22 protein-coding genes are annotated in these 19,752 nt (G+C 72.3%); 9 read left to right on the forward strand and 13 right to left on the reverse strand.

All coding sequences use genetic code 11. The annotated features are described in order from the left end of the window. Position 1 precedes the first annotated feature (1 nt). Genes CXY01_RS18990 through CXY01_RS19015 form a run of 6 tightly spaced genes read right to left on the reverse strand, consistent with a single transcriptional unit; the run spans position 2 to position 6,520 of the window. Positions 2-553 (reverse strand): putative glycolipid-binding domain-containing protein, encoded by a 552-nt coding sequence (locus CXY01_RS18990; protein WP_146930804.1) that lies wholly within the window; start codon positions 551-553, stop codon positions 2-4. A 16-nt stretch (positions 554-569) separates the two neighbouring features. Continuing rightward, positions 570-1,367: an HpcH/HpaI aldolase/citrate lyase family protein gene (locus tag CXY01_RS18995; protein WP_146930807.1), complete on the reverse strand. Its 798-nt coding sequence runs from the start codon at positions 1,365-1,367 to the stop codon at positions 570-572. Next, the gene (locus CXY01_RS19000; RefSeq protein ID WP_146930810.1) at positions 1,364-1,831 is read right to left on the reverse strand and encodes a MaoC family dehydratase; all 468 of its coding nucleotides are present in this window, start codon (positions 1,829-1,831) and stop codon (positions 1,364-1,366) included. Before CXY01_RS19000 ends, CXY01_RS18995 begins: the two co-directional genes overlap by 4 nt. Continuing rightward, on the reverse strand, positions 1,828-3,003 hold the full coding sequence (locus CXY01_RS19005; protein WP_146930813.1) for an acyl-CoA dehydrogenase family protein: 1,176 nt from the start codon (positions 3,001-3,003) through the stop codon (positions 1,828-1,830). The genes CXY01_RS19000 and CXY01_RS19005 overlap by 4 nt, the downstream gene beginning before the upstream one ends. Continuing rightward, entirely contained in the window at positions 3,000-4,925 is a 1,926-nt protein-coding gene (locus CXY01_RS19010; RefSeq protein WP_222594593.1) for an acetyl/propionyl/methylcrotonyl-CoA carboxylase subunit alpha, read from the reverse strand. Before CXY01_RS19010 ends, CXY01_RS19005 begins: the two co-directional genes overlap by 4 nt. Next, positions 4,922-6,520 carry a carboxyl transferase domain-containing protein gene (locus CXY01_RS19015; protein ID WP_146930819.1) on the reverse strand — a complete coding sequence of 533 codons (1,599 nt, stop codon included), beginning with the start codon at positions 6,518-6,520 and terminating at the stop codon, positions 4,922-4,924. Before CXY01_RS19015 ends, CXY01_RS19010 begins: the two co-directional genes overlap by 4 nt. A 110-nt stretch (positions 6,521-6,630) precedes the next feature. Between CXY01_RS19015 and CXY01_RS19020 the strand changes: the two genes are divergently transcribed. The 3 genes from CXY01_RS19020 (at position 6,631) to CXY01_RS19030 (ending at position 9,538) form a co-directional block, all read left to right on the forward strand. After that, a complete protein-coding gene (locus CXY01_RS19020; protein ID WP_146930822.1) occupies positions 6,631-7,251 on the forward strand; it encodes an SACE_7040 family transcriptional regulator in 621 nt (206 codons plus the stop codon). A gap of 57 nt (positions 7,252-7,308) precedes the next feature. Further along, complete coding sequence (gene sigJ / locus CXY01_RS19025; protein WP_246125493.1) at positions 7,309-8,274, forward strand: RNA polymerase sigma factor SigJ; 966 nt, start codon at positions 7,309-7,311, stop codon at positions 8,272-8,274. Between the two features lie 85 nt (positions 8,275-8,359). Next, on the forward strand, positions 8,360-9,538 hold the full coding sequence (locus CXY01_RS19030) for an NAD(P)/FAD-dependent oxidoreductase (protein ID WP_146930825.1): 1,179 nt from the start codon (positions 8,360-8,362) through the stop codon (positions 9,536-9,538). Positions 9,539-9,676: 138 nt separating this feature from the next. Here the strand turns inward: CXY01_RS19030 and CXY01_RS19035 are convergent, their stop codons facing one another. The 3 genes from CXY01_RS19035 to pdhA are packed head-to-tail and all read right to left on the reverse strand — an operon-like array spanning position 9,677 to position 13,244. Beyond that, on the reverse strand, positions 9,677-11,119 hold the full coding sequence (locus CXY01_RS19035) for a dihydrolipoamide acetyltransferase family protein (protein WP_146930828.1): 1,443 nt from the start codon (positions 11,117-11,119) through the stop codon (positions 9,677-9,679). Then, positions 11,116-12,123 carry an alpha-ketoacid dehydrogenase subunit beta gene (locus tag CXY01_RS19040; RefSeq protein WP_146930831.1) on the reverse strand — a complete coding sequence of 336 codons (1,008 nt, stop codon included), beginning with the start codon at positions 12,121-12,123 and terminating at the stop codon, positions 11,116-11,118. Before CXY01_RS19040 ends, CXY01_RS19035 begins: the two co-directional genes overlap by 4 nt. Beyond that, positions 12,123-13,244, reverse strand: coding sequence for a pyruvate dehydrogenase (acetyl-transferring) E1 component subunit alpha (pdhA, locus tag CXY01_RS19045; RefSeq protein ID WP_146930834.1), 1,122 nt, complete (start codon positions 13,242-13,244; stop codon positions 12,123-12,125). Before pdhA ends, CXY01_RS19040 begins: the two co-directional genes overlap by 1 nt. A 144-nt stretch (positions 13,245-13,388) precedes the next feature. On the opposite strand from pdhA, the gene CXY01_RS19050 reads away from it, so the two are divergent. The 3 genes from CXY01_RS19050 to CXY01_RS19060 are packed head-to-tail and all read left to right on the forward strand — an operon-like array spanning position 13,389 to position 15,999. Further along, a complete protein-coding gene (locus CXY01_RS19050; RefSeq protein ID WP_146930836.1) occupies positions 13,389-14,153 on the forward strand; it encodes a CoA transferase subunit A in 765 nt (254 codons plus the stop codon). Continuing rightward, entirely contained in the window at positions 14,150-14,812 is a 663-nt protein-coding gene (locus CXY01_RS19055) for a CoA transferase subunit B (RefSeq protein ID WP_146930839.1), read from the forward strand. The genes CXY01_RS19050 and CXY01_RS19055 overlap by 4 nt, the downstream gene beginning before the upstream one ends. Beyond that, the gene (locus tag CXY01_RS19060) at positions 14,809-15,999 is read left to right on the forward strand and encodes an acetyl-CoA C-acetyltransferase (RefSeq protein WP_146930841.1); all 1,191 of its coding nucleotides are present in this window, start codon (positions 14,809-14,811) and stop codon (positions 15,997-15,999) included. Before CXY01_RS19055 ends, CXY01_RS19060 begins: the two co-directional genes overlap by 4 nt. A gap of 5 nt (positions 16,000-16,004) precedes the next feature. Here the strand turns inward: CXY01_RS19060 and CXY01_RS19065 are convergent, their stop codons facing one another. Continuing rightward, positions 16,005-16,619 carry a CGNR zinc finger domain-containing protein gene (locus tag CXY01_RS19065; RefSeq protein ID WP_186813470.1) on the reverse strand — a complete coding sequence of 205 codons (615 nt, stop codon included), beginning with the start codon at positions 16,617-16,619 and terminating at the stop codon, positions 16,005-16,007. A gap of 90 nt (positions 16,620-16,709) precedes the next feature. Here CXY01_RS19065 and CXY01_RS19070 point away from each other — a divergent pair, with 90 nt between their 5' ends. The 3 genes from CXY01_RS19070 to CXY01_RS19080 all read left to right on the forward strand — a co-directional run bounded on the left by CXY01_RS19070 (position 16,710) and on the right by CXY01_RS19080 (position 17,959). Further along, positions 16,710-16,913 (forward strand): hypothetical protein, encoded by a 204-nt coding sequence (locus CXY01_RS19070; RefSeq protein WP_146930849.1) that lies wholly within the window; start codon positions 16,710-16,712, stop codon positions 16,911-16,913. A 78-nt stretch (positions 16,914-16,991) separates the two neighbouring features. Continuing rightward, positions 16,992-17,492: an AAA family ATPase gene (locus CXY01_RS19075; protein WP_146930852.1), complete on the forward strand. Its 501-nt coding sequence runs from the start codon at positions 16,992-16,994 to the stop codon at positions 17,490-17,492. Positions 17,493-17,569: 77 nt separating this feature from the next. Then, complete coding sequence (locus CXY01_RS19080) at positions 17,570-17,959, forward strand: hypothetical protein (protein ID WP_146930855.1); 390 nt, start codon at positions 17,570-17,572, stop codon at positions 17,957-17,959. 36 nt (positions 17,960-17,995) lie between these two features. On the opposite strand, the gene CXY01_RS19085 is transcribed toward CXY01_RS19080, so the two are convergent. The 3 genes from CXY01_RS19085 to CXY01_RS19095 are packed head-to-tail and all read right to left on the reverse strand — an operon-like array spanning position 17,996 to position 19,648. Further along, a complete protein-coding gene (locus CXY01_RS19085; RefSeq protein WP_146930858.1) occupies positions 17,996-18,136 on the reverse strand; it encodes an antitoxin in 141 nt (46 codons plus the stop codon). A 4-nt stretch (positions 18,137-18,140) separates the two neighbouring features. Continuing rightward, positions 18,141-19,025 (reverse strand): hypothetical protein, encoded by an 885-nt coding sequence (locus tag CXY01_RS19090; protein WP_146930861.1) that lies wholly within the window; start codon positions 19,023-19,025, stop codon positions 18,141-18,143. Further along, complete coding sequence (locus CXY01_RS19095; RefSeq protein ID WP_146930864.1) at positions 19,022-19,648, reverse strand: DUF6318 family protein; 627 nt, start codon at positions 19,646-19,648, stop codon at positions 19,022-19,024. Before CXY01_RS19095 ends, CXY01_RS19090 begins: the two co-directional genes overlap by 4 nt. Positions 19,649-19,752: the final 104 nt, after the last annotated feature.

The raw sequence follows: 19,752 nt of genomic DNA on the forward strand, positions 1-19,752 counted from the left end.
GCTAGGCGAACCGCACCGCGATGCCGGGGTAGTCGAGCACGAGCCCGGACGCGTCGAACGTGAGCACGGCCTCGAAGCCGCCCTCCGACGTGTACGCGAAGCGGTGGTCGTCCAGGCGCCGGTAGGTCTGGTCCAGCCGGCGGACGGCGAGGTCCGCCGCCTGCACGTAGACGGCCGAGGTGGCGACGACCTCGCCCACGGGCAGGGTCAGCCGGTGCACCGGCAGCGTGTTGGTGCAGGCGGACGCCTCGAGGTCCACGTCGACCAGCCCGTCCAGGTGGGGTGCCGGGACACCGTCGACGGTCCAGCCGCCCTGACCGTCGCTGAGCAGGAGCGTGCTGCGCGGGCCGTCGACGGTGTCGGAGCCGACGCGGACCGACCGGGTCCGCCAGGCGTCGTCCAGCGTGACCTCGTACGCCACCGCGTACGCCCGGCCGTCCTCCACCGCCGACGTGTGCCCGCGCAGCCGGCCCGGTGCGGGGTAGACCACCTCGAACCCGTCGACCGCGTCGACGAACCGCCAGGCGGCGAACGGCGGGAGCGGCGTGTGCACGGGTCCAGGCAACCAGTCAGGCGGTCGCCCGCACCAGCACGCTGCGCGCGTGCTTGAGCACCGGGCCGTCGACCAGCTTCCCGTCCCACCGGAAGGCCCCGTGCTGCCCGGCCGCCGCGGCGAGCACGCCGCGCGCCCACGCGACCTCCGCGTCCGTCGGCCGGTACGCGGCACGGACCACCTCCACCTGTGACGGGTGGATGCAGGCGGTCGCGGCGAACCCGCTGGCCGCCGCGTCGGACGCCTCGGCGGCCAGCCCGTCGACGTCGCCGATGTCCAGGTGCACGGCGTCGACGGCGTCCTTGCCGTAGGCGCCCGCGGCGACCAGCACGACCGAGCGGGCGTGCACGGCGACGTCCCGGTAGGACGCGTCGGCACGCCGGCTGGACGTCCCGCCCAGCGACGCGACCAGGTCCTCGGCCCCCCACATGAGCCCGACCACGTTCGGCTGGGCGGCGATCTCCGCCGCGTGCACCACCCCGGCCGCGGTCTCGACCAGCGCGACGACGTCGTACCGGGCCAGCACCCGGACGTCGGCGGCGGAGGCCGTCTTGGCGAGCATGACCGTCCGGTACGGCGTCCTGCGCAGTGCGACGAGGTCCTCGTCGAGGTCGGCGGTGCCGACGGGGTTGACGCGCACGATCGTCCGGGCGGGATCGAGGGCGCTCGCGGCGAGGTGCGACCGGGCAGCCGCCTTGGCGTCGGGGTTGACCGCGTCCTCGAGGTCGAGGATCACGGTGTCGGCCCGGGCGGCGGCCTTCTCGTACCGCTCGGGGCGGTCGGCGGGGCAGAACAGCAGCGCCGGTCCTCTCATGAGCGGCACCGGAAGAGGACGGAGCGCGTGGCGACGGCCACGACGACGTCGTCCTGGTTGCGTCCGGTGTGCTCGAGCGTGACGACCCCCTGGCCCGGCCGCGACTCCGAGAGCCGCTTGGCCGTGACCACGGTCGACGAGTAGAGGGTGTCCCCGTGGAACAGCGGGTGCGGGAACCGGACGTCGGTGAACCCGAGGTTGGCGACGATCGTGCCCTGGGTGAGCTGCGCGACCGAGCTGCCCACCAGGACGGCGAGCGTCATCATCGAGTTCACCAGACGCTGCCCGAAGGGCTGCTCCGCGGACCACGCGGCGTCCAGGTGCAGGGCCTGCGGGTTCATGGTCAGGGTGGAGAACAGGACGTTGTCCGCCTCGGTCATCGTGCGCCCCGGCCGGTGCTGGTAGCGGACGTCGAGCTCCAGCTCCTCGTAGTACAGCCCGCGCTGCTCGATCTCCCTCGTCATCGCGGCGCCCCGGCGAAACCCAGCTCGCGTGCGATCACCATGAGCTGCACCTGCGTCGTCCCCTCGCCGATCTCCAGGATCTTCGCGTCGCGGTAGTGCCGCGCGACGGGGTTCTCGTTCATCACGCCGTACCCGCCGAAGATCTGCGTCGCGTCGCGGGCGTTGTCCATCGCGGCCTCGCTGCCGATGAGCTTGGCCAGGCTGGCCTCCAGCTTGAACGGCTGGCCCGCGACGAGCCGGTGGGCGGCGTCGAGCCAGGCCAGGCGGGCGGCGTGCACGCGGGCCTCCATGCGGGCGATGGTGAACGCGATGTGCTGGTTCTCCCCGATGGGGTGCCCGAACACGTTGCGGCTCTTCGCGTAGCGCATGGCCTCCTCCAGGCAGCCCTGCGCCGCCCCCGTGCACAGCGCGGCGAACGCGACGCGGCCCTCGTCGAGCGTCTGGATGAACTGGGCGAACCCGCGCCCGCGCTCGCCGAGCAGGTTCTCCTCCGGGACGCGGACGTCCTCGAACCGCAGCGGGTGGGTGTCGGAGGTGTGCCAGCCGACCTTGTCGTAGGCCGGCAGGACGGTGAAGCCGGGCGTCCCGCTGGGCACGAGGATCGCGGTGAGCTCCTTCTTCACCGACCCGTCCGGGCGGACGCTCTCCCCCGTCACCGCGGTGATGGTCACCAGCCTCGTGATCTTCGAGCCGGAGTTGGTGATGAACTGCTTGGTCCCGTCGATGACCCACTCGCCGTCGTCCAGCCGCGCGGTCGTCTTGGTGCCCCCGGCGTCCGAGCCCGCGTCGGCCTCCGTCAGCCCGAACCCGGCGAGCGCCCTGCCCTGCGCGAGCATCGGGATCCACTCCCGCTTCTGCGCCTCCGTCCCGCTGCGCCACACCGGCATCGCCCCGAGCCCGACGCCGGCCTCGAGCGTCACGGCGATCGACTGGTCGACCCGGGCCAGCTGCTCGACCGCGAGGCACAGGTCGACGTAGTCCCGACCCTGGCCGCCGTACTCCACCGGGAACGGCAGCCCGAACAGCCCCATCTCCCCCATCTGCGCGAGGATCTCGTACGGCAGCTCGCGCTTGGTGTCGTACTCGTAGGCGGCGGGGGCCACGACGGTGTCGGCGAAGTCCCGCACCTCGTCGCGGAGCTTCTGCTGCTCGGGGGTCAGGTCGTACGTCATGCCGGGGTCCCTTCGTCGGGGTGGCCGCTGATGGTGGCCACCACGTGGTCGAGTGCCACCTGGTCGGTCGGTCGGACCGTGAGGGTGACGATGCCGTCGCTGGGCGCGACGACCCGGTGCTCCATCTTCATCGCCTCGATGGTGAGGAGGGTCTGGCCGGCGACGACGCTGTCGCCGGTCGCCACCTCCACCGAGACGACCGTGCCGGGCATGGGGGAACGCACCTGCGGGTCGACGGGGCGCGTGCCGCGGGTCAGGACGGAGAGCTCGTCGGCGAGCCGCTCGACGCGGGTGCGGAACCGGAGCTCGACGGCGGAGCCCTGGTCGCCGACCCACGTCACGGAGCCGTCCGACACCAGACGCAGCGGGTGCACGACCCCGTCGAGCTCCAGGTCGACCGCGTCGGGTCCCCGGCGCACCAGGCGCGCCGGGACCGGGTCGCCGTCGCGCACGCTCACGGTGTCGCCCAGCACGGACACGTCCTCGTAGCGGATCGGTCGCGGCTCGCCGAGCCGCCACCCGTCGGAGCCCCACGCCCCCTCGCGGACCTCGTGGCGCGACAGCGCGGCCGCGACGAGGTGGCGGTCGTCCGGGCTCAGGAAGTTCAGCGTCGGGATCAGACGGGCGAGCAGGTCCGTGTCGAGCCGTCCGGCGCGCACGTCGGGGTCGGCCAGGACCTGACGGAGGAACCCGACGTTGGTGCGGACGCCGAGGATCGTCGTGCGCGCCAGAGCAGCGTCGAGCCGCGCGACCGCCGTCGTCCGGTCGGGCGCCCAGGCGACGACCTTGGCGAGCATCGGGTCGTACGCCGACCCGATCACCAGGCCCGCACGCAGCGCGCTGTCGACGCGGATGCCGTCTCCGGTCGGCTCGTCCAGCACGAGCACGGTGCCGGCGGACGGCAGGAAGTCGCGCGCCGGGTCCTCCGCGTAGACGCGCGCCTCGATCGCGTGGCCCGTCAGGACGACGTCGGCCTGCGTCACGGTCAGCGGCTCCCCCGCCGCCACCCGCAGCTGCCACTCGACCAGGTCCAGCCCGGTGACCAGCTCGGTGACGGGGTGCTCCACCTGGAGCCTCGTGTTCATCTCCATGAAGAAGAACTCCGTCGGCGCCTCGTCGGACACCAGGAACTCGACGGTCCCCGCGCCGACGTAGCCGACGCTGCGCGCCACCTCGCACGCCGCTGCGCCGATGCGCGCGCGGGTCGGCTCGTCCAGCAGCGGCGACGGCGCCTCCTCGATGACCTTCTGGTGCCGGCGCTGCAGCGAGCACTCGCGCTCGCCGAGGTGGATGACGTTGCCGTGCTCGTCGGCCAGCAGCTGCACCTCGATGTGCCGGGGCGCTCTGACCAGGCGCTCGAGCAGCAGCGTGTCGTCACCGAACGCCGCGGCGGCGACCCGCCGCGCACCGGCCAGGGCGTCGGCCAGGTCCTGCGGCCGCTCGACCACCGTCATGCCCTTGCCGCCCCCGCCCGCCGACGGCTTGACCAGCAGCGGGTAGCCGACGCGGTCCGCCGCCTCGGCGTCGGCCGTCGACGAGCCCGGGATCACCGGCACGCCCGCGGCGCTCACGTGCTCCTTGGCGCGGATCTTGTCGCCCATCACCTCCAGCGCCTTGACGCCGGGACCGACGAACACGATCCCCGCCGCCTCGCACGCGCGCGCCAGGTCCGCGTTCTCGGAGAGGAACCCGTACCCGGGGTGGACGGCGTCGGCGTCCTGCGCGGCGGTCACGACGTCCTCGATGGACAGGTAGCTGCCGACCCGCACCGCGCGGTCGGCGCGCTGCACGTGCAGGGCGTCCCGGTCCGCGTCGGTGTACACGGCGACCGAGCGGATCCCCAGCTTCCGCAGGGTCGCGATGATCCGGCAGGCGATCTCGCCGCGGTTGGCCACGAGCACGGTGGTGAACACGGCGCTCACATCCGGAAGAGCCCGAGGCGGGGCTCGCTCAGCGGGACGCGTGCACACACGTCGAGGGCCATCCCGAGCACGCGGCGCGTGTCGGCGGGGTCGATGATCCCGTCGTCCCAGAGCCGCGCGGTCGAGTAATACGGGCTGCCCTGCGTCTCGTACTGCTCGCGCAGCGGCGCCTTGAACGCCTCCTCGTCCTGCGCGGACCACTCGTCGCCCAGCTGCTCGCGCCGGATGGTCGCCAGCACGGCCGACGCCTGCGGTCCGCCCATCACGGAGATCCGGCTGGCAGGCCACATCCACAGGAACCGCGGCGAGTACGCCCGACCGCACATGGAGTAGTTGCCGGCCCCGAACGAGCCGCCGATGACGACGGTCAGCTTGGGCACGCGCGTCGTCGCGACGGCGGTCACCATCTTGGCGCCGTGCTTCGCGATCCCGCCGGCCTCGTAGTCCTTGCCGACCATGAAGCCGTTCACGTTCTGCAGGAACACCAGCGGGATGCCGCGCTGGTCGCACAGCTCGATGAAGTGCGCGCCCTTCAGCGCGGACTCGCTGAACAGGACGCCGTTGTTGGCGACGATGCCCACGGGGTGCCCGTGCAGGCGCGCGAACCCCGTCACCAGCGTGGTGCCGTACTCGCGCTTGAACTCGTGCAGCTCCGAGCCGTCGACCAGCCGCGCGATCACCTCGTGCACGTCGTACGCCGTCTGCAGGTCGGTGGGGACCACCCCGTAGAGCTGACCCTCGTCGACCTTCGGCGGCCGGCTCTCGTGGATCTCCCACGCCGTCGCGGTCGGCACGGGCAGGGTCGCGACGATGTCCCGCACGATCTGCAGCGCGTGCGCGTCGTTCTCCGCCAGGTGGTCGGTCACGCCCGAGGTCCGGGAGTGCAGCTCGCCACCGCCGAGGTCCTCCGCGGTCACCACCTCGCCGGTCGCGGCCCTCACCAGCGGCGGCCCCGCCAGGAAGATCGTGCCCTGCCCGCGCACGATGACGGTCTCGTCGCTCATCGCCGGGACGTAGGCGCCACCCGCGGTGCACGAGCCCATCACGCACGCGACCTGCGGGATGCCCTCGGCGGACATCCGGGCCTGGTTGAAGAAGATCCGGCCGAAGTGGTCGCGGTCCGGGAACACCTCGTCCTGCTTGGGCAGGAACGCGCCGCCGGAGTCGACGAGGTAGATGCACGGCAGCCGGTTCTCCAGGGCGATCTCCTGGGCCCGCAGGTGCTTCTTGACCGTGAGCGGGTAGTACGTGCCGCCCTTCACGGTCGCGTCGTTGGACAGCACCATGACGTGCCGGCCGTGCACGAGCCCGATCCCCGCGATCACGCCGGCGCCCGGGGCCTCGCCGTCGTACAGCCCGTCGGCGGCCAGCGGGGAGACCTCGAGGAACGGGCTGCCGTCGTCCAGCAGCACGTCGATCCGCTCGCGCGGGAGCAGCTTGCCGCGGGCCACGTGCCGGTCGCGCGACCGCTGCGGGCCTCCCTGCGCGGCGGTGCGGAGCCGGTCCTTCAGCTCCGCGACGAGCGCGCGCTGGGACGCGTCGTTCGCGGTGAACGGGGTCCCGGCAGGGTCGGCTGCCGTGCTGAGCATCTCCATCGACGCTGTCTCCGCGGGGGTGGTGGGAGAGACGATCTGAGTTAACGGTCGTTAACTGAATTCAGGCTAGTCTGCGATCACGCACTTGTCCACGACGGGAGGCCGCGCCGATGTCCGAGCAGCTCGAGGCTCTGCCGACCGCCCGGGGACGCGCCAAGGCCGAGCGCCGCGACGCGCTGCTGTCGTCGGCCGCGCAGCTCTTCGCCAGCCGCGGCTTCGACGGCGTCTCGATCGAGGACCTGGGGTCGTCGGTCGGCGTCAGCGGCCCGGCGGTCTACCGCCACTTCCCCAGCAAGCAGGCGGTGCTCGCCGCACTGCTCGTCGGCGTCAGCGAAGGGCTGCTCGCGGGCGGGCGGGCCGTGGTGTCCACCGCCGACGACGACTCGTCGGCCCTCGCGGCGCTCGTGCGGTTCCACGTCGACTTCGCCCTGCGCGACCCGGACGTCATCCGCGTGCAGGACCGCGACCTCGCTGCCCTCTCGCCGCAGGACCGCCAGTCCGTCCGGGACCTGCAGCGTCGGTACGTCGACCTGTGGGTCGACGTCCTCGCCCGGCTCAGCCCGGCCACGGACCGCGCCGAGCTCCGCCTGCGCGCCCAGGCGACGTTCGGTCTGCTCAACTCGACCCCGCACAGCGCCCGGTCGCTGACCTCCGCCCGGACCCGGGCCCTGCTGGAGGAGATGGCGCTCGCCGCGTTGCACCCACGGGCGACCTCCCTGAGGGACCGCTGAGGCTCGGCTGGCTCGGTCCGCACGTCCTGGCCGGGGCGCCGTCGTAAGGTCGGGCGCGTGAGCGTGCGGAGCGTGGACGACGAGATCCCGCCGGACGACGTCGAGGTGTTCGAGGGGCTCCGGCAGCGTCTCGGCGCCATCGCCTACCGCCTGCTGGGCTCGGCCGCGGAGGCCGAGGACCTCGTCCAGGAGACGTTCCTGCGGTGGGAGGCCGCCGACCGCACCCAGGTCCGCGTGCCGGCCGCGTGGTTGACCCGCGTGCTGACCAACCTCTGCCTGACGCAGCTGCAGTCCGCGCGGGCGCGGCGCGAGGTCTACGTCGGCCAGTGGCTGCCGGAGCCGCTGCTCGACGGCGACCCGATGCTGGGTCCCGCGGAGACCGTCGAGCAGCGCGAGTCGGTGTCGACCGCCGTGCTGCTCCTCATGGAACGCCTCACCCCGACCGAACGAGCCGTCTACGTGCTGCGCGAGGCGTTCGCGCACACCCACGCGGAGATCGCCGAGCTGCTCGACCTCACCGAGGCGGCCAGCCAGCAGGTGCTGCACCGCGCCAAGGAGCACCTCGCCCGCGAGCGCGTCCGTACCGAGGTGGACCGCGCGACCGCCCGGCGCGTGGTCGAGGAGTTCCTCGCGGCCGCCATGAGCGGGCAGACCGAGCCGCTCGTGCGGCTGCTGACCGACGACGCGATGGGCGCGGGCGACGGCGGCGGCAAGGTGCCCGCACGGGCCAAGGTCGTGGTCGGCGCCCAGGCGGTCGCGCAGATGCTGCGGGGGGTCCTGCGACCGAACGAGGCGAAGCGCCGGATCATCGGCGGCTCGCCCGACGCCTACGCGGGGACCGCCAACGGCAGCCCCGCCGTGGTCGTGGCCGTCGGCGACCGGGTGGTCGGCATCATGACGCTGGAGCTGACCCGGGACGGGATCACCGCGGTGCTGAGCCAGGCCAACCCCGACAAGCTCGAGCGGGCGTCGCGTCGGTGGGCCGCGTCGGACCACGGCGAGCCGCTGCTCACCGGCTGGTGACCCGGATCACAGCCCGACGGTGTCAGGGATCGGGTCGACGCTCAGTTCAGGGGGCACCAACCCCCGAACCAAGGAGCTGAGCGACATGGTGCACCGCATCGTCATCCTCGGAGCCGGCTACGCCGGAACCTCTGCCGCCGGGCGCCTGGCCCGTCGCCTGCACGGCGACGACGTCGAGATCACCCTGGTCAACGCCGAGCCCGACTTCGTCGAGCGCGTGCGTCTGCACCAGGTCGCCACCGGCCAGATCGTGCGCGACCGCCCGCTGCAGGACCTGCTGGCCGGCTCGGGCGTGACCCTGCGGGTCGCGCGCGTCGTCTCGGTCGACGCGGACGGCCGGAGCGTGACGCTCGACGACGGCGCCGACCTCGCGTACGACACGCTCGTGTACGCGCTGGGCAGCGCGCGCGACGACCACGGCGTCCCGGGCGTCTTCGAGCACGCCCACGAGGTCGCGAGCCGACCAGGCGCCCTTCGGCTGCGGGACCGGCTGGCTGCGCTCGCGCCCGGCGGACGCGTCGTGGTCGTCGGCGGTGGCCTGACCGGCATCGAGGCCGCCAGCGAGATCGCCGAGTCGTTCGAGCACCTCGACGTCGCGGTCGCGGTGCACGGGGCGTTCGGCGACTGGCTCTCGCCGTCGGGTCGTCGCCACCTGCGCGGCACGTTCGACCGGCTCGGGGTCACCGTCCACGAGCACTCCCCCGTCACGCGCGTCGACGCCGCGTCGGTGACGACCGCCGACGGCGCCACCGTCCCGGCGGACGTGACGGTCTGGGCCGCGGGCTTCGCCGCCCACCCGATCGCCGCCGCCTCGACCCTGGACGTCACCGACCGCGGGCAGATCGTGGTCGACGGGACGATGCGCTCGGTGTCCCACCCCGACGTCTACGCGGTCGGCGACGCCGCCTTCGCCCACACCACGGTGGGCACGCCGATGCGCATGTCGTGTGCGTCGGGCGTTCCGATGTCCTGGCAGGCCGCGGACTCGATCGTCGCGCGCCTCACCGGCGGGAAGCTTCCCCACACCCCGCTCAGCTACGTGCACCAGTGCATCAGCCTGGGCCGACGCGACGCGCTCATCCAGTTCGTCACCCCCGACGACCGCGCCCGGTCCTTCGCGCCCGGCGGACGGCTCATGGCCCGGTACAAGGAGCTGATCTGCGCGGGCGCTGCCTGGGTCGTCGTGCACCCGGTCCCGTACCCGGTGCGCCGACGGCGCACGACGCTGACGCCAGTCGCTCCCCTGGCCCCCGCGCGACACTGACGCGGAGCTCGCCACCCGGTGCCGAACTCGTCACTCTGCGCCGAGCTCGTCGGTTGCAACGGACGAGTTCGGTGCGAACGGACGAGCTCGGCGCCAGGTGACGAGGTCGGCGGGACCGGCGAGCTCGGCGTCGACTCGTCAGACCATGCCGAGGACCATGCCCGGTCGCGCCAGGATCGTGCCGACGTCGGACAGGAACCGCGCGGCCTCCGCGCCGTCCACCAGCCGATGGTCGAACGACACGCTCAGCGTCATCACGCTGCGGAGCGCGATCTCGCCCTGGAACTCCCACGGCCGCCGCCGGATCGCCCCCATCGCCAGGATCGCCGCCTGCCCGGGCACCAGGATCGGCGTGCCGGTGTCGACGCCGAACACCCCGATGTTGGTGATCGTGATCGTCCCGCCCGCGAGGTCCGCCGGGCTCGTCGTGCCCGCCCTGGCGTCCTCCGTGAGGTGCCCGATCGCGTCGGCCAGATCCGGCAGCCGCAGCCGGTCGGCGTCCTTGATGCTCGGCACCAGCAGGCCGCGCGGGGTGGCCGCGGCGATCCCGAGGTTCACGTAGCCGAACTGGACGATCTCCCCCGCGGCCTCGTCCCAGTGCGCGTTGACCGACGGGTTGCCGCCGACCGCGATCGTCACCGCCTTGGCGACGAGCGTGAGGATCGAGATCCGGTGACCCTGCAGCGCGCGGTCCGCCCGGAACGCCTCCAGCAGCTCGAGCGTCGGCGTGACGTCCACGGTCAGCGACGTCGACGCGTGCGGCGCCGTGAACGCGCTGGCCACCATCGCGGCGGCCGTCTGCTTGCGCACACCGGCGACCGGAGTCCGGTGCTCGCGCGCCGCGGTCTCCGGGCGGGCGGGCGCCGGGACGTCCGTGCGCGGCCTCGCCAGACCGGGCCGGTGCGCGGCGGACAGGGCGTCGGGCCGCCGGGCGGACGGCGAGACGTCCACGCCCGACACCGCGCGCAGCACGTCCTCGCGCGTGATCATCCCGTCCTTGCCGGAGCCGACCATCTTGTTGAGGTCGACGCCCAGGTCGTGGGCCAGCTTGCGGACCGGCGGCAGCACCCTCGGCCCGATCCGGCCGCCCGCGAGCGCGAGCCCGACGTCGTCGGCGACCGCGTGCGCCGCAGCCCACTCCTCCGACTTCGACCGGCGCCTCGGTCGCGCCGACCCCTCGACCAGCGGCCCGTACCCGACGAGCACCGCGGTCCGCTCGGGCGCGGCGCTCGCCGCGGGGGCGACCCCCTCGGCCTCGGGCACGGCGTCCTCGGCGTCGGTGGCGGCGGGCGCCGGAACGGCCGGTGGCACAGCGGCGCCGTCGGCCGTCGCCGGCTCCTCCACCGCGATCGTCAGGAGCGCCGTCCCGACGGGCACGGTCACCCCCGGCTCGACGAGCAGCTCGGCCACGACGCCCGCATAGGGCGACGGCAGCTGCACCAGCGCCTTGGCGGTCTCCACCTCGGCGACGACCTGGTTGAGCTCGACGGTGTCGCCGACCGCCACGACCCACTCCACCAGGTCGGACTCGGTCAGCCCCTCGCCGAGGTCCGGCAGCGTGACGGTCCTGATCGTCGTCATGACGCCCTCCATCCGGTCAGGGAGTGCTGTCTGCCCATCACGCGGTCGACGGCGTCGAGCATGCGGTCGAGGTTGGGCAGGAAGTGCTCCTCGACCTTCGCCGCCGGGTACGGGGTGTCGAAGCCGGTCACCCGAGCGGGCGCGGCCTTGAGGACGTCGAAGCAGCGGTCGGTGATGCCGGCGACGATCTCCGCGCCCAGGCCGCCGCTGGCCTGCGCCTCGTGCGTCACCACGAGCCGCCCGGTCTTGCGCACCGACAGCTCGAGGGTGTCGAGGTCCACGGGCGACAGCGACCGCAGGTCCACCACCTCGATCGACAGCCCGTCGTCCTGCGCGGCGATCGCGGCGTCGCGCGCGGTGATGACGAGCGGTCCGTACGTCGCGAGCGTGACGTCGGTGCCCTCGACGACGACGCGGGCGCGGTCGAGCAGGGGCGCGTCGTGCATCGACTCGTCGACCTCGCCCTTGACCCAGTACCGCCGCTTCGGCTCGAAGAACACCACGGGGTCGTCGCACGCGATCGCCTGCCGGATCATCGTGTGGGCGTCCTGCGGGCTGGCGCACGTGACCACGCGCAGTCCGGGCGTGTGCGCGAAGTAGGCCTCGGGCGACTCGGAGTGGTGCTCGACCGCCCCGATGCCGCCGCCGTAGGGGATGCGGACGGTGATCGGCATCCGCACCGCGCCCCGGGTCCGGTAGTGCACCCGCGCCACCTGGGTGATCAGCTGGTCGACCGCGGGGTACACGAACCCGTCGAACTGGATCTCGACGACCGGGCGGTACCCCCGGTACGCCAGCCCGACGGCGACGCCCATGATCCCGGCCTCGGCCAGCGGCGTGTCCATGACGCGGTCGACGCCGAAGTCACGCTGGAGCCCGTCGGTCACCCGGAACACCCCGCCGAGCGTCCCGATGTCCTCGCCGAGCAGCACCACCGTGGGGTCGTCGTCGAGCGCGTGCCGAAGGCCGCTGTTGAGCGCCGCGGCCAGCGTCATCGTGGCCATCACGCCTCCTCGTCGAACATCGCGAGGTACGCGGCGTACTGGCTCCGCTGCCGTTCGAGCTCGGGTGTCGGCTCGACGAAGACGTCGTCGAAGACGCTCAGCGGCTCGGGGGTGGGCAGGCCGTAGCAGCCCTCCCGCATCTGGGTGGCGAACGCGTCGGCCTTCGCCGTGATCGCGGCGGCACGCTCGTCGGTCAGCGCACCCGTGGCCCGCAGCAGCCGTTCGACCCGCGCGATCGGGTCCTTCGCGGCCCACTGCTCCTTGTCCGACGGGTCGACGTACCGGGTCGGGTCGTCGGAGGTCGTGTGCGGGCCCATCCGGTACGTGACGGCCTCGATGAACGTGGGGCCGTCGCCCCGTCGCGCCCGGTCGAGCGACTCCCGCGTCGCGGCCAGCACGGCGAGCACGTCGTTGCCGTCCACGCGGATGCCGGGGATGCCGTACCCGGCCGCCCGGTCCGCGATCGGCCGCTGGGCCTGCAGCCCCACCGGCTCGGAGATGGCCCACTGGTTGTTCTGGCAGAAAAAGATCACCGGGGCCGCGAACGTCGCGGCGAACACCATCGCCTCGTGCACGTCGCCCTTGCTGGTGGCACCGTCGCCGAAGTACGCGACGGCGACGGAGTCGACGCCGTCCTTGACGCAGCCGAGCGCGTACCCGGTGGCGTGCAGCGTCTGCGAGCCGATCATCACCTGCGGCGTCGCCATGCCGATCGTGCGCGGGTCCCAGCCCGACAGCGCGGTCCCCCGCCACACCCGCATCAGGTCGGTCGGCTGCGCGCCGCGGCAGTACGCCACACCGTTCTCGCGGTAGCTGCTGAACACGAAGTCGTCGCTGCGCAGCGCCCGGGCGGAGCCGATCTGCGCGGCCTCCTGGCCCAGCAGCGGGGGCCACAGCCCGAGCTGTCCCTGCCGCTGCAGCGCGACGGCCTCGGTGTCGAACCTCCGCACGACGACCATGTCCTCGTACAGGTGCAGCAGCAGCTCGTCGTCGACGTCGGCGATCCAGGGGTCGTGCACGGGATCGTCCCGACGGACGCCGTCGGGGGTCACCAGCTGCAGCGCTTCCGCCTGCTGGTGGGTGGGCAGGGCACGGCCGGGTGACACATCTGCACGCAACATGTTTCGCTCCGTCTGGTGGCGGAACCGTCGCTCTTGTGAAGCTAGGCCCCATTGCCTGATGTCCCGTCAGAGTAGGTCCACATGTTGGACTAGCGCGAGTGCCGACACGGCTGCACACAATGTCGTCGTCGACAGGAGGCAAGAATGGACAAGGTCGTCCAGTCCGCCGTCGAGGCGGTAGCCGAGATCCCCGACGGGGCGACCCTCGCGGTCGGTGGGTTCGGCTTGTGCGGTATCCCGAGCGTGCTGATCCACGCTCTGCTCGAGTCCGGCGTCCAGGACCTTGAGGTCGTGAGCAACAACTGCGGCGTGGACGACTGGGGGCTCGGGCTGCTGCTGCAGGCCGGTCGCATCCGGCGCATCGTCGCCTCCTACGTGGGCGAGAACAAGGAGTTCGCGCGGCAGTACCTCGCCGGGGAGCTCGAGGTGGAGCTGACCCCGCAAGGGACCCTCGCCGAGCGTCTTCGTGCAGGTGGGAGCGGCATCGCCGCCTTCTACACGCGTACCGGGGTGGGGACGCTGGTCGCCTCCGGGGGCCTGCCGTGGCGGTACTCCCCCGACGGTTCGGTCCTCGTCTCCTCGCCCCCCAAGCCCGTCGAGACGTTCACCGTGCGGGGCGTGGCCCACGAGTTCGTCCGCGAGGAGGCGATCACCGCCGACTACGCGCTGGTCCGCGCAGCCCGCGGCGACCGGCACGGGAACCTCGTGTTCCACGCGTCGGCGCGCAACTTCAACCCGCTGTGCGCGGCCGCCGGCGCGGTGACGATCGCGGAGGTCGAGGAGCTGGTGCCGGTCGGCTCGCTGGACCCCGATGCCATCCATCTGCCGGGCATCTTCGTGGACCGGGTCGTCGCGCTTTCACCCGACGAGGCCACCGACAAGCGCATCGAACGGAGGACGGTCTCATGAGCCTCACGCGGGAGCAGATGGCCGCACGGGCGGCGCTCGAGCTGTCCGACGGGTCGTACGTGAACCTGGGGATCGGCCTGCCGACGCTGGTGCCCGGCTTCGTCCCGCCCGGCGTCGAGGTGGTCCTGCAGTCGGAGAACGGGGTGCTCGGCGTCGGTCCCTACCCGTCCGAGGCCGCCGTCGACCCCGACCTCATCAACGCCGGCAAGGAGACGATCACGATCGCGCCGGGCGCGTCGTACTTCGACTCCGCCGTGAGCTTCTCGATGATCCGCGGCGGCAAGGTCGACGTCGCGATCCTCGGCGCCATGCAGGTGTCCTCCTCCGGCGACATCGCCAACTGGATGATCCCCGGGAAGATGGTCAAGGGCATGGGCGGGGCGATGGACCTCGTCCACGGCGCTCGTCGGATCGTCGTGCTGATGGAGCACGTCGCGCGCGACGGGTCCGCCAAGATCCTGCCCGCGTGCACCCTCCCGCTCACCGGGGTCGGCGTGGTGGACCGGATCATCACCGACCTGGCCGTGATCGACGTGCTGCCCGACGGGTTGGTGCTCCGGGAGTGCGCCCCCGGCGTGTCCGTGCAGGACGTCGTCGAGGCCACCTCCCTCGTCCCTCTGACGATCGCCGACGACGTGCGAGAGATGGTGCTGTCATGAACGCTGACCGCGAGGTCGTGATCCTCTCCTTCGCCCGGACGCCGATGGCGCGCCTCAACGGCGGCCTGTCGTCCCTGTCCGCGGCCTCGCTCGGCGCCGCCGCCATCAGCGGAGCGCTGGCCCGCGCGGGCGTCGACCCGTCCGACGTCGACCAGGTGCTCATGGGCCAGGTCGTACAGGCCGGCGCCGGGCAGAACCCCGCTCGCCAGGCCGCCGTGGCGGCCGGGATCCCGTGGACGGTGCCCGCCACGACGATCAACAAGGTCTGCCTCAGCGGGCTGACGGCGATCATCGACGCCGCCCGCATGATCCGGCTCGGCGAGGCGTCCGTGGTGGTCGCCGGCGGCCAGGAGTCGATGAGCCAGGCGCCGCACCTCCTGCCCGGCTCGCGTCGCGGGTGGACCTACGGCGACATCCAGGCCGTCGACTCCCTGGCCTTCGACGGGCTCACCGACGCGTTCGACCGCGAGTCGATGGGCTCGTCGACGGAACGCGGCAACAAGGCCCTCTCCATCGACCGGGACGCCCAGGACCTCGTCGCCGCCGAGAGCCACCGGCGCGCGGCCGCGGCCGTGCAGTCGGGTGTGTTCGCCGAGGAGATCGTCCCGGTGGAGGTGCCGCAGCGCCGAGGTGCACCGGTGGTCGTCTCCCTGGACGAGGGGATCCGGCCCGAGACGACGGTCGAGTCGCTGGCGTCGCTCCGGCCGGCGTTCTCGGCCGACGGGACCATCACCGCGGGCAACGCCTCTCCCCTGACCGACGGGGCCGCGGCCGTCGTCGTGGCGGCCCGGGACGTCGCCGAGGAGCGCGGACTGACCTGGCTGGCGACCGTCGGCGCCTCCGGCCAGGTCGCCGGTCCGGACAACTCGTTGCACTCGCAGCCGTCCGCCGCGATCTCCGCCGCGCTCGCCCGGAGCGGGTGGGACCTGTCGAGCGTCGACCTCCTGGAGATCAACGAGGCGTTCGGCTCGGTCGTCGTGCAGTCCTTGAGCGACCTGGCGTACCCGCTCGAGCAGACCAACATCCACGGCGGCGCGATCGCGCTCGGGCACCCGATCGGGGCGTCCGGGGCGCGGCTCGCGGGGCACGCCGCGACCGCGCTGGCGCGGCTGGGGCACGGTCGCGCGGCCGTCGCCCTGTGCGGCGGGGGCGGGCAGGGTGAGGCGTTGCTGCTCTCACGCGACTGACCGGCTCATCGACCTCCGCTGCGATCCGCGCGCCGCCGCGCGGTGAGACGCCGCGACTTCGCCTGGTTGCCGCAGTCGGTCATGCTGCACCACCGCCGGCTGCCGTTCTTCGACGTGTCGACGAAGAGGTATTGGCAGCCGTCCTGCGACGCGCACGCCTTGACCCGTCGCAGCGATCCACCCGTCGCCAGGTCGATCGCCGACTGCGCGACCAACCACCGCGGGAGCGCGAGCTCGGTCTCCCACGACCAGCGCAGACCGTCGTCGCCCGGCTCGAGACGGCCGTGCCCGAGCGCGTCGGTGTACTCCCTCTGCACCGCCGCGAGGCGCTCGGGGTCGGCGACCCCTGCCGTGGCCAGACCGTAGAACAGCTCGAACACCGACTCCCGCAGCGCCCGAGCGCGGTCCAGCTCCTCGCTCGCCCCTCCCGGGTCCGCGTCCGCACGGGCGAGCAACGCCGTCGACTCCGCGGCCGACAGGCCGCCAGCGCGCGACGCCCAGTCGACCAGGTCGGAGTACGTCGTCAGGTAGTCCAGCGGCACGTCGAGGACCCGGCCGTCCACCGAGTTGGCCACGTCGAGGCACAGCGCCCCGCCGACGAGCTCCGGCACCTCCTGCATGATCTCCTCCGCTTCCTCCATACGTTGTTTTGATGGTAGCGCAGCGGTACGCTACCGGTATACGCGGTTTCACTGGTAGCGGAGGTCATCATGATCGAGGGACTGGCAGTCATCGGAGCGAGGGCCACCTGGAACCTGCAGCACTCGGCGTTACCCGGGGCGCCGGCCATCCCCGACGAGGCACCGCGACGACGACGCCGTGGCACCCTCCGCCCGCACGTCGCCGCCACCCTGCGCTGGACGGCAGAGAAGCTAGACCCGCTCACGACGAGCCCGCGACCGCTCTACCGCTGACAAATCCCCGCGAACGCTCGACCCGGAGCGTGGTAGACCCGCAGTCAGCACTCGACTGACGAGGGGACGTTCCCGCAGATGGGCAGACGCAACTACCTGATCGAAGGCCTCTCCGGCACCGGCAAGACCACCGTCGCCGAGGAGCTCGAACGCCGCGGCCACCACGTCGTCCACGGCGACCGGGTCCTCGCCTACCGAGGCGACCCCGCAACCGGTGAACCCACCGAGGCCGACGGTCACGAGAACCACCTCTGGGACGTCGTCACGGTCCGAGCCCTGGTCGCCGACCACAACCACGACGCCACCTTCTTCTGCGGCGGGTCACGGAACTACCCCACCTTCATCGACCTGTTCGACCGCGTCTTCGTCCTCGAGGTCGACCTCGACACGCTCCACCGACGGCTCGACGCACGCCCCGACGAGGAGTGGGGCGGCGGGGTGCCCACCGAGCGCGAGCGCATCGTGCACTGGCACCAGACGAAGACCGACGTGCCGACGGACGGCATCGCCATCGACTCCACCGCACCCGTCGAGCGGGTCGTCGACGAGATCCTCCGTCACTGCCACGCAGCTCCGTAGGCACGCTCCCGGTTGCGGGCCCTCCAGGACGGCAGTCCAATCAGAGCCGGGGGGTCGAGCTCCGAGGAGGAAGTGCCATGGACACGCAGACCGTCTGGATCATCGTCGCCATCGTGGTCGTCGTCCTGCTGATCATCGCGGCCGTCGCCATGAGCCGGCGTCGCGGATCGCACCGCGTCGACGCCGAACGCGCGCGGGCACAGGAGATCCGCGAGAAGGCCGCCGCCGACCAGGTCGAGGTCCAGCGCCGAGAGGCCGAAGCCGCCCGGCTCGACGCCCAGGCACGCCTGGCCCAGGCCGAGGCCGACGCCCGCGCCGCCGACGCCGCCGCCCTGGCGAACGAGGCCCGCGCCCGCGGCACCGAGGCGAGCGGCGCCCGCTCCGAGCTGGACGAGCGCCTCAGCACCGCCGACCGCATCGACCCCGACGTGACCACCGACCAGAGGCGCCCCGAACCGCGGTCGTAGGTCCTCAACGGGCCCACCAGCGCCCTCCCGCGTCGGTCACCACTCGTCCGACGAGGCATCAAGCACGCGTCGCCCGGCATCCACCGCTACCGGTCCCGAGTCGTCGCCCGACGCGAGCGCCTCGAGCTCCTCCAGCGCGGCATCGCTCCGTCGAGTCATCGCATCGGCATCCAGCACGTCATCAGTCGCAGTCGTCGGGCTTCGGGATGTCGGTGCAGAGACTCGACACGAGCCGGGAACGACGTTCCTCGACGGTGAACGGTGCACTGGTGACCGTGGTCTCCGCGGTGCCGACAACGTCCCGCCACTGGGTCGTGCCGTCGACCCGGTACTGGCCCTTCCACGTCGTGGTCAACGTGATCTGCACCGTCCCGAGCTCCTCGTAGAAGTGGAACGTGTCGTGATCCGGCCACGGGTGGCCTGCGCTTCGGGTGACCAGCGCATCGGTGTCGTCGCCGAAGTCGTAGGTGAACGTGTCGGGTGTCGCGATGACGTCGATGCCGTGCCCGAGCAGCTCGGTCCGGAACGTCTGCTCGGTCCGTTCCGTCGAGACGATCGTCTCCTTGTTGACCAGCACCCACCCGCGGTCGGGCTGCAGGTTGAGCACCGGCGGTGCAAGCGGCAGCCGGCGAAAGTCCTCGACCGTGAGGACGGGCAGGATGTCAGCAGGACAGCCACCGGCGTCGACCTGGTACCAGGCAGACCAGGTCTGGCTCGCGACGTTCGGTCTGTCGCGGGCCCACATTGGGAGAAGCGGCGTATCGCCGCCACAGTCGTTGACTCCGGCGTCGCCCTCCGCCGCGGGGCAGGCGCCATTCAGCGGTGTGGTCGTCATGGCAGACGACGTGTTGCACATCGCAGCACGCTGGTACTCGACAAGCCTTTCCGCGGCAGGAACCGCCATACCTGCAATCGCCTGAGACTCGGAGTGTCCGAGGTTGAGAAGCACAGCCGAGCCGGCCGCCTTGGCCTTGACGGCGTTGCCCCAAGAACTGTTCACCGGAGCGGCAGGTGGCGGCTCGGGACCGAGCATGAGCGCGAACGCGAGCGTGACCGTGGCGATCACGGCGTTGCAGTCTGCGTCGGCTCGGAATCGATCTCGCGCACGAACCACCCGTCGCGCCATGCAAGCGCGAAGACGAGATCCCAGCTCTGGCCCTCGCCCCGCGAGATGACTTGCCCCGCGCTGTCGTATCGCTGCGACGGTCCCTGACTCATCTGCAGTTCTGCGGAGTAGAACGCGCTCGGGGTGATCTCGAGTGCAGAAACGTTCGTCACAACGATCTCTGCGCTGCTGTCGGACTCTCCGGCCGAAAGCATCGCGTTCACGCCGGCCGTCACGCTGGAGCAGAACGTGCATGTCGGCTCCGACATCCCATTCCACGTTGTGAGGTCCCCTGTGGCGTAGGCGTACGCGTAGAGCTTCGTGAAGTACGCCGCCGCCGCGGCGGCCCCATCAGCGCTCGGGGTGTCCATCGCTCTCGGCTGTACCGGCGGCACGGTCAGATCCACGGTCGGCGTCGGGCTCTGTGATGGCGTAGCGGTGGGCGCTGATGCGGTGATTTCGGTCGGCGCTTGAGGACCCGGCGGCGCGCCCGTACACGCGGACAGAGCGAGCGCCACGACCACGACGCTGATGGCGGCGCGTGCGATGGACAGCGCTGTGCTGGCGAGCTCCCCTGCGTGCATGCGGGGAAACCTACCGAAACCGGACGCCATCGGGTCGAGCTCGACGACGTCTGTGGACAACCGCGTCCGCGCGTCCCGGGACCGCCAACGAGTCGGGCATCCCT

The sequence above is a fragment of the Cellulomonas xylanilytica genome (assembly GCF_007989805.1).
Classification (GTDB): domain Bacteria; phylum Actinomycetota; class Actinomycetes; order Actinomycetales; family Cellulomonadaceae; genus Cellulomonas; species Cellulomonas xylanilytica.